Genomic DNA, 14,499 nt, shown 5'->3' with positions numbered 1-14,499 from the left:
CATCTAAAAACGGGAACTAGATTTATATCTATGCTAATCCATTGATATAAATCAAAAAAACAAGATTTGAGCTTAACGTTAAAATTGGTTACGCGTTACCACAAAATACTATCTTAGACCTTTTTTAGCTGCGAAAACAAGCCATTACATGCTAATCTATTAATTCGATTTTAGCGAGTTGACCTCGTGATTTATGAGTAACACGAGGTTAAATTATGATGTAACCTGCGCTGGGTAGCGGATTTCACGTTCAACATTTTTGAAAGGTAATTCATGGAGTATGCATTTCTTCTTTTCGCATTTATATGCGGTTTAACGGTTAAGCTTATCGGCATTCCTCCTTTAGTTGGCTATCTAGTGGCTGGCTTCTTACTCAATTTCGCAGGCTACACTCTCACTGAAGATTTAACTCAAATCGCTAATCTTGGTATTACCCTAATGCTGTTTACTATCGGCTTAAAACTCAATATAAGAGATTTAAGCCGACGTGAAGTTTGGGCTGGGAGCGTATCTCACACATTAATATGGGTGGGCGTTATCACATGTTGTGTTTATGCAATAGGCGCTGTTGCAGCAAACTTTGTTGATGGACTTACCTGGAAGAGTGCAGCTCTTATCGCTTTTGCTTTAAGCTTCAGTAGCACTGTTTGTGTAGTTAAAGTATTGGAAGAAAGCGGCGAGAGCAAAACACGCCACGGTCGACTGGCCATTGGCATTTTAGTTATGCAAGACGTTTTTGCCGTAATCTTTCTTGTAGCTGCAACAGGCAAGTTACCGTCGGTATGGGCACTTGCCCTTCTCGCATTATTCCCGGCAATGCCAATTATCAACAAGATGATTAATAAATCAGGCCACGGAGAATTATTACCTCTTACAGGTTTCATTCTTGCTTTGGGTGGTTATCATTTATTTGAGCTGGTTAATATTAAAGGCGACCTAGGTGCACTTATCTTTGGAATCATGTTGGCGCAACACGAAAAAGCCTCAGAACTTGCCAAGTCACTACTTAGTTTTAAAGATTTATTTTTAATTGGCTTTTTCCTTACCATAGGGCTAACAGCGCTTCCCAGTCTGAGTATGGTTGTTCTCGCCATTGTATTCTGCTTATTTATACCGTTAAAAGCTGCGCTGTTTTTCGGTTTGTTTACATCGCTTCGTCTTAGAGGACGTACTGCGTATTTAAGCAGCCTGGTGCTATCAAATTACAGTGAGTTTGGGCTTATTGTTGGGGCGCTTGCAGTTTCTTTAGGATTATTGGCAAATTCATGGTTAGTAGTCATTGCTCTTGCCGTCTCAATCTCATTCGTAATTACCAGCGTGCTCTATCGGAACTCACATTCACGTTATCACAAATATAAGCATGCCATTAAACGCTTCGAGAAAAAGGAACGTTTAAAAGAAGATATTTACCCTACTCTAAACAATGCAGAATTTTTAGTGTTGGGAATGGGGCGTGTTGGTCGCGGTGCTTTTAATGCGCTATCGAAGTTGAGCGATGTGAGCGTGTGGGGCATGGATGCTGATCGGGTTAAAGTTAAGGAACTCGCTGAGGAAGGACTCGATGTTATTTGCGGCGATGGCGAAGACGTGGATTTATGGGACAACCTGGATATTAAGCAGATACAGCTCGTTTTGCTTGCTCTACCATCTATCCAAGATTCGATTAATATCACTCGCCAATTAAAGAACGCTGGTTATACCGGAAAAGTCGCTGCCATAGCTCGCTATGAGGATGAAGTGTCCAGTTTGCTAGACAATGGCGTCGACAAAGTATTCAACTTCTTTACTGAAGCAGGACTTGGTTTTGCTGAAGAAAGCTTAGCCTACGCCCATGAACAACGGTAATGCTGTTCTAAATGCGAACAATGGATGAATTGAGAAACGTTATCGTTTGTAAACAACTGTTTTACAAAGACTTTTTTGACACAACCTCAAATCTAGACTAAACTTCACGCAAATACGTTAATAGGGTTTTCACAATGCAAGGTGATAAACAAGTTGTTGCAAAATTGAACGAAGTGCTGACAAGTGAACTTACTTCGATAAATCAATACTTTCTGCACGCTCGTATGTTCAAAAACTGGGGTTTTTCTGAACTTAACGAAAAGAATTATAAAAAATCGATCAAGGACATGAAGCAAGCGGATGATCTTATCGAACGCATTCTGTTTCTTGAAGGCCTTCCTAATCTTCAAGCTTTAGGTAAGCTTTATATCGGTGAAGACACCGTTGAAATGCTGTCATGTGATGCGCGCTTTCAAAAAGAGCAGCTTCCACTACTTCGTGAAGCTATCGCGCTATGTGAAGAAAAGCAGGATTATGTGTCTCGTGATTTACTTGAAGACCTTCTTGAATATGAAGAAGAGCACTTAGACTGGATTGAAACGCAAGAATACCAAATTGATGCAATGGGTATTGAAAACTACCTACAAGCGCAAGTAATGGGAGATGACTAATGAAAGGTAACCAAGCAATCATCAATGGCTTAAACGAGCTTCTCTCTTATGAGTTGGCTGCCATGGATCAGTATTTCATTCACTCTCAGATGTATCTTGATTGGGGGTTGAATAAGCTTTACGAACGCATCGATCATGAATTTGATGACGAGCGCGGGCATGCAACTAAGCTAATTGAACGCATGCTGTTTTTAGAAGGTACGCCTGACATGGCGAAGCGCACAGGCTTCAAAGTGGGTAAAGATGTACCTGAAATGCTTGAAAGCGATTTACGTGTTGAATATGAAGTTGACGCAAAATTGCGTGAAGTGATAGCGCTATGTGAAACCGAGAAAGACTATGTGACCCGTGACATGCTAATCGTGCTATTAGACGATACTGAAATGGACCATGCACATTGGCTTGAACAGCAACTTGGTCTAATCAAGCGTATCGGTCTTCAAAACTACTTACAGTCTCAAATGTAAGATAAAGCGTTCACGCTACATCACAGCTAATTAATAATAGGCCGCTCTTTAATTCAAGAGCGGCCTTTTTCATGCTTCTTTGCTATCTGTTATTTAGCGAGAGGCTTATTGCCTTTTAAACAGTTACTGCTGCGTAACAAAATACAAATAGCTAGGGCTGTCTTTATCTTTAATGTTCAGGCGTAGCTGCCATTTCATTATCGGCTCACTACAACTTCCTAACATAAACCAACCTGACCACTCACCTTTGCCATTATTATCTAACAGTACGGGAATTTTGCCCATATACATGTTTACGCCCTCAATCCATGCGCTTTCTATTACCTCGCCCTCGGGAACTAAAAGCTTAACCGTTACCGACTCTTCGGCTTCAGGCATGGTAGAAAATGTGGCAATTGCCAACTTGTCATCAATTAAGAATTCGCAAGTTTCATTGACAAAGTTGCAGCTGTTTCCTATTCCATTAACTACGCTCGTGTCTTTTAACACCGAAGACTGGAATTTATGTGCAAGGTATACACACACGGCTACAACAATAATAGCCACTAATGGAAGCTGAGAATGTAAAAATTTTGATCGTTTATTGTTATCGTTATTTAGCATTTCTTAAATTTTGTGTATTTCTTCATTGACGGAGATCAAGCTTAGGTAGTTTATGGTATCTTTTTGTAATTAAAAACCTTATCATCCGCGTACCAACTGGCTTGGAGACAATAATTATTACTCTTTCCGAGCTCGGTGTGAAGCGTTATTCCTTTGCTGATACACGTCTCGACCGTACTATTCCGGCAGTTGGAGACCATAGTTCATTTGAAGTGGAAGATTCATTAAAATGAGTGAAATAAGCCAAGCACAACCTGACTACAATTATAAAGTAGTTAGGCAATTTACCATCATGACCATAGTCTGGGGTATCATTGGTATGGGCCTAGGGGTATTTATTGCCGCGCAGTTATTTGCACCTATGCTTAACTTTGACACACCATGGCTAACATTCTCACGTTTGCGTCCGTTGCACACTAACGCCGTTATTTTTGCCTTCGGCGGCTGTGCGCTATTTGCAACGTCGTACTACATCGTTCAGCGTACCTGCCAGGTAAGACTGTTCAGTGACAAACTTGCCGCATTTACCTTTTGGGGTTGGCAAGCCGTTATCGTTTTAGCTGTTATCACCCTGCCTATGGGTTTAACCAGCTCAAAAGAATACGCTGAACTAGAATGGCCAATTGATATCCTTTTGGCACTGGTTTGGGTCGCTTATATCATTAACTTCTTCGGAACCCTAGTAATCCGTAAAGTTTCGCACATTTATGTTGCAAACTGGTTCTTAGGCGCGTTCATGTTAACTGTTGCAATTCTTCATATTGGTAACAGCATGGCTATTCCGGTATCTTTCACTAAATCGTATTCACTGTATGCAGGCGCAGTAGACGCTATGATGCAGTGGTGGTACGGCCATAACGCGGTAGGCTTTTTCCTAACTGCGGGCTTCCTTGGTATGATGTACTACTTCGTACCTAAGCAAGCTGGTCGCCCGGTTTATTCATACAGACTTTCAATTGTTCACTTCTGGGCACTTATCTCTCTGTATATCTGGGCTGGTCCTCACCACCTTCACTACACTGCCCTACCAGACTGGACTCAGTCGCTAGGTATGGTGATGTCTATTATCCTATTCGTTCCATCTTGGGGTGGTATGATTAACGGTATTATGACGCTATCTGGCGCGTGGCATAAACTTCGCACCGACCCAGTATTGCGTTTCCTAATTGTTTCATTGTCTTTCTACGGTATGTCTACCTTCGAAGGTCCAATGATGGCAATTAAGACCGTTAATGCACTATCTCACTACACTGACTGGACAATTGGTCACGTACACTCTGGCGCTCTAGGTTGGGTTGCAATGGTTTCAATTGGTTCAATTTACCACTTAATTCCAGTGCTATTCGGTCAGCGCGCTATGTATAGCACCAAGCTAGTTAACGTACACTTCTGGTTCGCAACTATCGGTGTTGTTCTATACATCGTAGCAATGTGGATGTCTGGTGTACTACAGGGTCTAATGTGGCGTGCAGTAAATGCTGACGGTACGTTAACCTATAGCTTTGTTGAGTCATTAGAAGCGTCTAAGCCTTTCTATGTGGTTCGTTTCATTGGTGGTTGTTTCGTGGTAGCGGGTATGCTTGTTATGGCATACAACACATGGAAAACCGTTCGTGCACCTAAAGGCAGTATCGCTGCAGACCCAGCGACTCAGCCGGCGTAGTAAAGGAGACGAATAATGAAAAACGCACATGAGTTAATTGAAAAGAACGTCGGTCTGTTAACGGTATTAATCCTTATCGCTATCAGCTTCGGTGCCATGGTTCAAATTACGCCGTTGATGTTTCAACAGCAAACCATGGAACCGGTAACAGGCTTACGTCCATACACCGCGCTTGAGCTTGAAGGCCGTGATATCTACATCCGTGAAGGTTGTGTAGGTTGTCACAGCCAGATGATCCGTCCATTCCGCGCTGAAACAGAGCGTTATGGTCACTACAGCGTTGCTGGCGAATCAGTATGGGAGCACCCTTTCCTTTGGGGTTCTAAGCGTACTGGTCCTGACCTAGCACGTGTTGGTGGTCGTTACAGCGACGAATGGCACCGAGTTCACCTGCTTAATCCTCGTAACGTGGTACCAGAGTCGAACATGCCAGGTTTCCCTTGGCTTGCGGAAAACACGCTTAATGGCGAGTTAACGGCTGAAAAAATGGAAGTATTCCGTGGATTTGGCGTTCCGTATACCGACGAAGATATCGCGGGTGCGAAAGCGGCAGTACAGGGTAAAACGGAAATGCAAGCCCTTATTGCTTATCTACAATCTCTTGGCACACATTTGAAATAATATGGACCAGGGAATTGTAGGCAGCATTTTTACTGTCATCGTCTTTGTAAGCTTCATCGGTGTTGTGTGGTGGGCATTTAGCAGCCGCAACAAGAAAAAATTCGATGAAGCTGCGAACCTAGTGTTTGCAGACGAAGAAAAAGAAAAATCAAAAGAAGATTAGCAGGAGTCTCGAACTCATGAGTATGTTTTGGACAATTTGGATTTCAGTGATAACCCTAGGGTTGATCATTGGTTGCTACTTCCTTCTTCGCTGGTGCCTTTCTAACAAGACCGGCGTAGCTGAAGGTGAGTCAATGGGCCACGAATTTGATGGTATTGAGGAGTTGAACAATCAACTTCCTCGCTGGTGGACAATTATGTTCTACATGACCATCGTTTGGGGCTTTTTATACCTAGCGCTTTATCCTGGCCTAGGTGCGTATGAAGGTATTTTGGGTTGGAAGAGCTCTAACCAAAATATTCAATCGCTAGAAGAGTCAGCTCAAGCGCGTATTGACGCTAAAGAGCAAGGCTACCTAGTAGAATATGACCGTGAACTAGATTTCGCTGCCGAGAAGTTCGACCCGATCTTTGAAGCGTATGCAAAAGTTCCTGTTGAAGAACTGGCTAAAGACCCAGAAGCAAATAAAGTAGGTCAGCGTTTGTTCCTACAAAATTGCTCTCAGTGTCACGGTTCTGATGCACGTGGTCAAAATGGCGGCTTCCCTAACCTAACGGACAACGACTGGTTGTACGGTGGTTCAGGTGCGAAAATCGTTGAAACTCTTACGCTTGGTCGTAAAGCAGCTATGCCAGCATGGCTAGATGCTATGGGTGAAGACGGTATCGAAGAAGTGGTTAACTACGTACTTAGTTTAAGCGGTCGCGATGTGGACCCTCAGCTTGCAGAAGCAGGTAAAGCACGTTTCGCAGCGTGTGCGGCTTGTCACGGTATGGACGGTAAAGGTAACCAAGCACTTGGTGCGCCAAACCTTACTGACAATATCTGGCTATACGGCGGCAGCCACAGAGCGGTAACAGAAACGCTTACTTACGGTCGTAACGGTGTAATGCCTTCATTCAAGAAAACCTTGGGTGATGACAAAATTCACGTTGTCGCAGCGTATGTTTACAGCCTTTCAAATGATTAATGATTTAAATCATTAAATATCTTAAAAAGCCTCGTTACTACGGGGCTTTTTTTATGAGAAAATACAGCGATATAGAGAGTGCTGTACGAACAATCTTTGTTCACATTTAGTATGTCTCGCGAACATTATATTTATTCTTATTTCCCGGCTAAACATGTCGTTGGGGCAGTGAAAATAAATATGTTGTTAGCGAAGTAAACACGAGAAAAGATTTCAATGAATAGACCCTGGTATAAAGAGTTCTGGCCCTGGTTTTTAATTGCCGTTCCTATTATCACGCTCATTATGGGCGGCGTATTATTAAAGCTTGCTATTAGTACTGAAGATAGCCTAGTGGTGGACGACTACTACAAGGAAGGAAAAGCAATTAATGCGCGATTGGATAAAGAAGCCGTAGCCCGTCGCATGAATATCACTACCGATTTAACCATTGAAGATGGCAGCATAGCGCTAGAGTTTCATTCAGGTATTCCACAAGAAGGTAATGCGGTTAAACTAAGCTTTTATCACGTAACGCTTGAAGAGCGTGATGTCAGCGTTTTATTAAGCCGCGATGCTAAGGGTATCTATCGTGGTTTTGTCGAAGAAGATCTTGATGGTAAATGGCGCGTATCGCTAACCCCTATTGATGATAGCTGGAAAATACAAAATACCATCTATCTGCCCCACTCTGGCAAAATGAAATTCAATCCATAATGGCCAATCACGACTGTTACCATTGCGGCTTGCCTATTGCGGGCTCAGACGATGGAAAATTTACTACCGTCATATTAGGGCAGCAACGCGACATGTGTTGCCCTGGATGTTTAGCCGTGGCCGAAGCCATCGTAACCAACGGTCTTGAAGACTATTACCAGTTTAGAACCGAACCAGCGCAAAAATCAGACGATGGTATTCTAGAGACACTCGACAAACTCAAAGTGTATGACGACCCTGCTCTTCAAGAAGAATTCGTTTTTGATGAGGGGCAAGATAAGCAGATTCAATTAACCCTTGAAGGTATTACGTGCGCTGCGTGTGGATGGCTTATCGAAAAGCAGTTGTCAAAAGTAGAAGGGATAAAGCAAGTCGCGGTAAACGTCCAAGAGCGCCGCGCTTTAGTTACTTGGTCACCTTTTCAAATCAAGCTTAGTCAGATTCTTTCTACACTAAAACGCATTGGTTATGTTGGGTCGCCATTTCACCCCGATGAACACGAAGCCAGTTATAAACGCGAACAAAAGACCTTTCTGAAAAAGCTTGGTCTAGCAGGCATTATGACCATGCAGGTGATGATGCTGATGACGGGGCTGTATTTTGACTGGTTTGGCGCTATTGAATTAGAAACCCGACAGTATTTTTACTGGGTTGCCCTTACGCTTACTACACCTGTAGTACTGTACTCAGGCAGCACTTTTTATGTGGGCGCCGCTAAAGCGCTAAGCGCAAGAACGGTTAATATGGATGTGCCCGTTACGCTCGCCATATTCGGTACTTACATTGCAGGAATTCGCTCTACAGTATTAGAGCAAGGCGAAGTGTATTTTGAATCTATTTGTATGTTCATTTTCCTGCTGTTACTCAGCCGCTTTTTAGAACATCGCAGCCGCCATCGCGCCGCACAGATCTCTGCCAATATGATGCAGTATGTACCCGTTTCAGCCACCAAATTGATGCCTGATGGCAGCCTAACCGAGTGTCTGGCAAAGCAGTTAAAAATTGACGATGTGGTGCTGGTTAAGCCTGGTGAAACGATCCCCATTGATGGAGTGGTGACCGAAGGGAACGCAGCGGTTGACGAATCGATGCTTACCGGCGAGTTTAACCCCGTGCGTAAGTCGAACAGTAGCCCGGTTTACGGCGGCACGGTTTGTCAAGATGGTACGCTAACCATTACGGTTACGCAGACCCTTAAAAATGCGCTGGTAAATCAAATTGTACGACTGCAAGCAAGTGCGATGGCGAGTAAGCCTAAAGCAGCGCAGATAGCCGATAATTTTTCTCGCTATTTCGTTACCGCGGTATTGCTGATTTCGGCGTTAACCTATGGCTTTTGGGCGTATCAGGGTAGCGACGAGGCATTTTGGATCACCATATCGGTGCTGGTTGCAACCTGCCCTTGCGCACTAGGGTTGGCTACGCCATCAGCGTTAACCTGCGCTATGGCAAAGTTAAACCGACAAGGTATTTTACTAAAACGGGCCGATGCGCTAGAACAAATTACTGACATTGACACCATCGCTTTAGACAAAACCGGCACGCTCACAAAAGGCAAATTTACTATTTCAAATGCTTGGTACGCTGACGGCGTGGATAGTAATAGTGCGCTATCAATTGCGCGCGCTTTGGAGTCACGCTCTGAACATCCGATTGCCAAAGCCTTTAGCGACGGTGTAGCCCTAAGCGAGATTTCTGCCTCTAGCGGTAGTGCTGACGCCATCGATAACACGGTACACAAAGTGACTAATTTTACCGTTACGCCAGGAGGTGGTATCAGCGGTGAGATCAATGACACGTTGTTTTCTATGGGATCTGCAGCATTCAGCGTTCACGAATCACAGCTAAAACTCATTGAAGCGTTCCCTTCAGCTAACGTGTTTCTCACGGTTAAGGGGCGTATTATGGCGGCGTATGAAGTAAAGGATTCACTAAGAGAAGATACGCAAGAAACTCTCGATATATTAGCTGCAAGCCATACGCTCGCCGTTTTAAGTGGTGATACACAGCAAAACGTTAATGCGCTTACCGCACCATTGCCAATTTCGACCGCTAAAGGTGGCCTAACACCTGAGCAAAAGTACGAAGCCGTTCAAGCTATGCAGCAATCTGGCGCGAAAGTGATGATGATGGGGGATGGTATTAACGACGCTCCAGTTCTTGCCAGCGCTGATGTGGCGATTGCAGTGGGTAATGCCACAGACGTGGCTAAAACTGCCGCCGACGTGATACTGCTTGGCGATCAGTTGCTTTCTGTACCAGAGCTTATTCGAACTGCGCATCAAGTGAAGCAAAAAATAAGGCAAAATATCGGCTGGTCGGTAGGTTACAACGTTTTGATCTTACCTTTCGCCGTATCAGGCCTACTTTCACCCTGGATGGCTGTTGTTGGTATGTCGTTAAGCAGTATCATTGTGGTCACAAACTCAACGCGACTTTTGAGCAAATAGCATGAGTATTATTTACGTATTAATTCCAATCGCCATCATCATTGTTGCCGTCGCTATCGTGATATTCTTTTGGGCGGTGAAAACCAATCAATTTGAAGATTTAGATCGCCAAGGGTATAGCATACTGTTTGACGATGATCTTCCGCCAGAAGAAAAAAAGCTAGCTGAGCAACGCAAGCAACTTCAAGACAGTAAAGTAGACAAAAGCCAAGCGCCACATGGAAGGGATTAACTACTTCTCTGCCTTTCTTATCGGCTTAGCCGGCGGAGTTCACTGTGTGGGAATGTGCGGTGGAATTGTCGCTGCGTTAAGGATGGTATCGCCTAAAGGCGCTTCAGCACTACCCTATACCCTTGCCTATAACATGGGACGTATAGTGAGCTACACCATCGCCGGAGCAATAACCGGGGCACTTGGAAAAATTGCAGCAGATTATATACCTCTTGCCAACTATGCCCTTTCCCTACTTAGCGGAATCATGTTGCTTCTACTGGCGTGTTATTTGGGTAAGTGGTGGACTGGCTTAACAGTGCTGGAAAATGCGGGTAAAGGCCTATTTTCCAAAGTCCAGCCGCTTTCAAAACGCTTTTTGCCCTTTAAGACCCCTTTAAGTGCGTTGCCTTATGGTTTTATTTGGGGTTGGCTTCCTTGCGGTTTGGTGTATTCCACACTTACCTGGTCTCTCGCGGCGGGTAACGCACTAGAAGGCGCTGCTATTATGTTCTTCTTCGGTTTGGGTACATTACCCACCTTGCTCGCTGCAAGCGCTGGTAGCCAATATATTGTTCGAGGTTTTCAACATAATCATTTTAGACAAATTATTGCAGTAATAATGGCAATATATGCAGCTTATCTTATTCATGGCGCAATCGTTTAAAAATGGGTGTATTATTGTCGGGTATTCTTTTAGAGAGCGTGCATTATGAGCAAAGGAAGCCAATTTTCTATTCACTGTCAAAACTGTAGTTTCAGTCACCTGTGTTTACCGGTGGCGTTAAACAAAACAGAAATCGAGTCTCTTGACGATATTATTGAACGCAAGAAGCCGCTTCATAAAGGTGACACGCTGATTCAAACTGGTGATAAATTCCGTTCTCTATTTGCAGTGAGAACTGGTTCATTCAAATCATTTGTGACTAATACCGAAGGTGAAGAACAGATTACTGGTTTCCACTTTCCTGGTGACATTATCGGTTTCGATGCATTAAGAGAGAACAAACACCAAAGCTATACCTCTGCGTTAGAAACTGCCATGGTGTGTGAGCTTCCCTACGAGACCCTCGACGAAATGTCTGTGCAATTTCCAAAGCTGCGCCACCAGATCATGAGCTTCATGAGCGCTGAAATAAAACAAGATCACGACATGATCATGCTTTTAAACAAGCGAACCGCAGAAGAGCGTTTATTGTATTTTATATCACATCTATCTCAGCGCTTTGAAGAGCGTGGCTTTTCCCATAGAGAATTCCACTTAACCATGACGCGCAACGAAATTGGAAACTATTTAGGATTAACGATTGAAACGATTAGTCGTCTGTTAAGCCGTTTTCAAAAAGACAACATCATAAAAGTAGACGGCAAGCTTATTACTATTTTGGATTTCGATAGACTAAACACCAAACTAGCGGCGCTTAACGGCCCAAGCGTTGTCTGCGGTTAGTCTTTTTTAAGTGTTAAATAAGGCGCGCACTAAGCGCGCTTTTTTGTGACCTTTGGTAGCCACCTATCTACCCTTTCAGCGCCACGCTGGTTGCTCCATGTTCAATTCGTTAAGTTCACTCATGGTCGCCTCGTAAAATTCTTGATCTAAAACAACTTACGTTTTTCCCAATGTCGTTTATAGTTAGTATTAGAAAGCTTCGATTTCGACAGCCGCTACTAAGTTTCGTAGTTAGGGGGACGTTATGATTGAGTGTAAACGAATTCTGGCCGTGGTAGATGCCGAGCGCGATAACCAACCTGCACTAAGCCGAGCTTATGAACTCGCTTCAAAAACAGGCGCTTCAGTTACCGCCATGATGGTGGTATACGACTTATCTTATGATATGACGACCATGCTTAGCCCGGATGAGCGCGAGTCAATGCGCGATGCAGTTACAAAGGAGCATGCAAAATGGCTTGCCACCCACTTAAGAGAACAAGGATTCACTGAAACTGATATCGTTGTAGAATGGAATAATCGTGCGTATGAGTCGATTATTTACTACACCCTAAACAATCAGATAGATTTAGTGGTAAAGGCAACCAAAAAGCACGACGATCTTGCTTCTGTTATTTTCACCCCCACCGACTGGCATTTAATGCGTAAATGCCCTCGCCCAGTATTGCTCGTTAAAGAGCACGACTGGCCAGAAGGAGGAGAGATTATTGCTGCAGTAAACGTAGGCAGTGAAGACGATGAGCATGCCGCACTTAACGATAAGCTCACCCTCATTGCTAACGACTACGCCTCTTTATTGAAAGGTAGCGTAAATTTGGTCAACAGTTACCCTTCTACACCACTTAATATCGCCATAGAAGTACCTGAGTTCGACCCCGATACCTATCACGACGCGGTAAAAAATCATCATTTAAAGGAAATGCGTAGTCACGCATTAAAGTACGGTATTCCTGAGAACAAATGCGTAGTAAGAGAAGGCCTTCCGGAAAAAGTTATCCCGCAAGTGGCAAAAACACTGGATGCAGAGCTGGTTGTTATTGGTACCGTTGGCCGTGTGGGCATTTCAGCGGCCCTAATTGGTAACACTGCAGAACACGTGATCGACGAACTCAATTGCGATGTGCTTGCTATTAAGCCAGATGGATTTGTGTCGCCGTTGTCGGTGTAGTCTTTTCATCAGTACTACATAGCCCGTGTTTGCCGTTACTTAGCGGCCAACACGGTATGTCACCAACAAATTTAACTTCACAAGCATGGTCTCGAAAAGCCGCTTTAATGTATAATGGTGGCTTTATCACAAACCAAGCTAGTTAATTATGAGTTTAGGCACAAACAGTGCTGACGCGTCGCCATTAAATGCTGCGCAAAGTAAGCAAAAGTACAACTTCAACAAACTTCAGAAACGACTTCGCCGCAATGTGGGTAAAGCCATTGGCGATTTCGGTATGATTGAAAACAACGACAAAGTAATGGTGTGTTTATCTGGCGGTAAAGACAGCTACACCATGCTAGATATTTTATTGTTTTTAAAGAAGATTGCGCCTATTCATTTTGATATCGTTGCGGTTAATCTTGACCAAAAGCAGCCTGGTTTCCCCGAACATATCTTGCCTGAATATCTAGAAAGCATTGGCGTTGACTACAAAATTGTAGAAGAAGACACCTACTCTATTGTTAAAGACAAAATTCCAGAGGGAAAGACAACATGCTCTCTCTGTTCTCGCTTGCGCCGTGGTATTCTGTACCGCACGGCAAAAGAGTTAGGTGCGACTAAAATTGCATTAGGTCATCACCGCGACGACATGCTAGAAACGTTTTTCCTCAATATGTTTCATGGTGGCAAGCTTAAGTCTATGCCGCCAAAGCTAGTCAGCGATAACGGTGAACACATCGTTATTCGTCCATTGGCATACTGCACAGAAAAAGACATCGAGAAATATTCTCAGGCCGCTGAATTTCCGATTATTCCGTGTAACCTTTGTGGCTCACAAGAAAACCTACAGCGCCAAAACATAAAGGCTATGCTTCAAGACTGGAACCGTCGCTTCCCAGGTCGTATAGAGTCGATGTTCCGTGCGCTTCAAAACGTAGCGCCTTCACACTTAATCGACAGCAACCTTTATGATTTTAAAGCTATAGCCACACAAGAAGGCCCGGTAGAAGACGGTGATATCGGGTTCGATGAACCTTCTTTCACTACAGAAAATAGTACGGACTTCAGTGATGAAGATAATACTATTGAAGTAATAAACATTATGGAACCTAAGTAAATGAAAATTGGACTTGCGCTAGGTGCCGGTGCCGCAAGGGGCTGGACTCACATTGGCATAATTGAAGCATTAGAAAAACTCGGCGTAAAAATTGACGTTGTAGCGGGATGTTCTATTGGTGCTTATGTTGGTGCTGCCTACGCAAGTGGCAAGCTGGAAGGCTTGAAAGAGTGGGCCTGTTCCCTTAGCGACTGGCAGGTACTTGCTCTTATGGGTGTAGGACTTAGACGCGGCGGCATTGCCAGCGGACAGAAGGTTTTCGACAAGCTAGCAAGCGAGTTTTGTGAATCGACTTATGAAGACATGCTTAAGCCGTTTGCGGCTGTGGCTACCGACCTTTATACGCCGTGAAGTAGTGTTTAACTCTGGTCCTATCGGAGACACCATTCAAGCATCCTGCGCTATTCCCGCACTTTTTGCGCCCGTAGCACATGGTGATCGTTGGTTGGTAGACGGTGCCGTTGTAAACCCTGTACCGG

General features: G+C 44.0%; 15 protein-coding genes and 1 pseudogene. 15 read left to right on the top strand and 1 reads right to left on the bottom strand.

Annotated features, from left to right (window positions below):
* Nucleotides 1-273 precede the first annotated feature (273 nt).
* The 3 genes from QVA83_RS11735 to bfr (QVA83_RS11725) all read left to right on the top strand — a co-directional run bounded on the left by QVA83_RS11735 (nucleotide 274) and on the right by bfr (QVA83_RS11725) (nucleotide 2,923).
* Nucleotides 274-1,845: a cation:proton antiporter domain-containing protein gene (locus QVA83_RS11735; RefSeq protein ID WP_287498487.1), complete on the top strand. Its 1,572-nt coding sequence runs from the start codon at nucleotides 274-276 to the stop codon at nucleotides 1,843-1,845.
* Nucleotides 1,846-1,979: 134 nt separating this feature from the next.
* On the top strand, nucleotides 1,980-2,456 hold the full coding sequence (gene bfr / locus QVA83_RS11730; protein WP_014949586.1) for a bacterioferritin: 477 nt from the start codon (nucleotides 1,980-1,982) through the stop codon (nucleotides 2,454-2,456).
* Nucleotides 2,456-2,923: a bacterioferritin gene (gene bfr / locus QVA83_RS11725; RefSeq protein WP_156078386.1), complete on the top strand. Its 468-nt coding sequence runs from the start codon at nucleotides 2,456-2,458 to the stop codon at nucleotides 2,921-2,923. The genes bfr (QVA83_RS11730) and bfr (QVA83_RS11725) overlap by 1 nt, the downstream gene beginning before the upstream one ends.
* A gap of 123 nt (nucleotides 2,924-3,046) precedes the next feature.
* Here bfr (QVA83_RS11725) and QVA83_RS11720 read toward each other — a convergent pair whose 3' ends face one another.
* On the bottom strand, nucleotides 3,047-3,526 hold the full coding sequence (locus QVA83_RS11720; RefSeq protein WP_156078387.1) for a hypothetical protein: 480 nt from the start codon (nucleotides 3,524-3,526) through the stop codon (nucleotides 3,047-3,049).
* Nucleotides 3,527-3,755: 229 nt separating this feature from the next.
* Here QVA83_RS11720 and ccoN point away from each other — a divergent pair, with 229 nt between their 5' ends.
* The 12 genes and pseudogenes from ccoN to QVA83_RS11660 form a co-directional block, all read left to right on the top strand.
* Nucleotides 3,756-5,189: a cytochrome-c oxidase, cbb3-type subunit I gene (gene ccoN / locus QVA83_RS11715; RefSeq protein ID WP_014949589.1), complete on the top strand. Its 1,434-nt coding sequence runs from the start codon at nucleotides 3,756-3,758 to the stop codon at nucleotides 5,187-5,189.
* Between the two features lie 15 nt (nucleotides 5,190-5,204).
* Nucleotides 5,205-5,810 carry a cytochrome-c oxidase, cbb3-type subunit II gene (ccoO, locus tag QVA83_RS11710; protein WP_014949590.1) on the top strand — a complete coding sequence of 202 codons (606 nt, stop codon included), beginning with the start codon at nucleotides 5,205-5,207 and terminating at the stop codon, nucleotides 5,808-5,810.
* Nucleotide 5,811: 1 nt separating this feature from the next.
* On the top strand, nucleotides 5,812-5,973 hold the full coding sequence (locus QVA83_RS11705; protein WP_014949591.1) for a cbb3-type cytochrome oxidase subunit 3: 162 nt from the start codon (nucleotides 5,812-5,814) through the stop codon (nucleotides 5,971-5,973).
* A 16-nt stretch (nucleotides 5,974-5,989) separates the two neighbouring features.
* Nucleotides 5,990-6,943, top strand: coding sequence for a cytochrome-c oxidase, cbb3-type subunit III (ccoP, locus tag QVA83_RS11700; RefSeq protein ID WP_156078388.1), 954 nt, complete (start codon nucleotides 5,990-5,992; stop codon nucleotides 6,941-6,943).
* 216 nt (nucleotides 6,944-7,159) lie between these two features.
* The gene (locus QVA83_RS11695) at nucleotides 7,160-7,639 is read left to right on the top strand and encodes a FixH family protein (RefSeq protein ID WP_014998432.1); all 480 of its coding nucleotides are present in this window, start codon (nucleotides 7,160-7,162) and stop codon (nucleotides 7,637-7,639) included.
* The gene (locus QVA83_RS11690) at nucleotides 7,639-10,089 is read left to right on the top strand and encodes a heavy metal translocating P-type ATPase (protein ID WP_287498486.1); all 2,451 of its coding nucleotides are present in this window, start codon (nucleotides 7,639-7,641) and stop codon (nucleotides 10,087-10,089) included. Before QVA83_RS11695 ends, QVA83_RS11690 begins: the two co-directional genes overlap by 1 nt.
* 1 nt (nucleotide 10,090) lies before the next feature.
* Nucleotides 10,091-10,321 carry a cbb3-type cytochrome oxidase assembly protein CcoS gene (ccoS, locus tag QVA83_RS11685; protein ID WP_014949594.1) on the top strand — a complete coding sequence of 77 codons (231 nt, stop codon included), beginning with the start codon at nucleotides 10,091-10,093 and terminating at the stop codon, nucleotides 10,319-10,321.
* Nucleotides 10,308-10,967 carry a sulfite exporter TauE/SafE family protein gene (locus QVA83_RS11680; protein WP_156078390.1) on the top strand — a complete coding sequence of 220 codons (660 nt, stop codon included), beginning with the start codon at nucleotides 10,308-10,310 and terminating at the stop codon, nucleotides 10,965-10,967. The genes ccoS and QVA83_RS11680 overlap by 14 nt, the downstream gene beginning before the upstream one ends.
* A 45-nt stretch (nucleotides 10,968-11,012) precedes the next feature.
* Nucleotides 11,013-11,750, top strand: a complete 738-nt coding sequence (gene fnr / locus QVA83_RS11675) for a fumarate/nitrate reduction transcriptional regulator Fnr (RefSeq protein WP_014949596.1) — start codon at nucleotides 11,013-11,015, stop codon at nucleotides 11,748-11,750.
* A 244-nt stretch (nucleotides 11,751-11,994) separates the two neighbouring features.
* Nucleotides 11,995-12,918 (top strand): universal stress protein UspE, encoded by a 924-nt coding sequence (gene uspE / locus QVA83_RS11670; RefSeq protein WP_014949597.1) that lies wholly within the window; start codon nucleotides 11,995-11,997, stop codon nucleotides 12,916-12,918.
* A gap of 148 nt (nucleotides 12,919-13,066) precedes the next feature.
* The gene (gene ttcA / locus QVA83_RS11665) at nucleotides 13,067-14,020 is read left to right on the top strand and encodes a tRNA 2-thiocytidine(32) synthetase TtcA (RefSeq protein ID WP_014949598.1); all 954 of its coding nucleotides are present in this window, start codon (nucleotides 13,067-13,069) and stop codon (nucleotides 14,018-14,020) included.
* Nucleotides 14,021-14,499: pseudogene (locus tag QVA83_RS11660) on the top strand (patatin-like phospholipase family protein); the annotation flags it as partial.

The sequence above is a fragment of the Alteromonas sp. AO-Serp genome (genome assembly GCF_017849675.1).
Taxonomy (GTDB): domain Bacteria; phylum Pseudomonadota; class Gammaproteobacteria; order Enterobacterales; family Alteromonadaceae; genus Alteromonas; species Alteromonas macleodii.
Note: the sequence above shows the minus strand (reverse complement) of the source record. Positions and strands in the feature narration are given on the sequence as shown.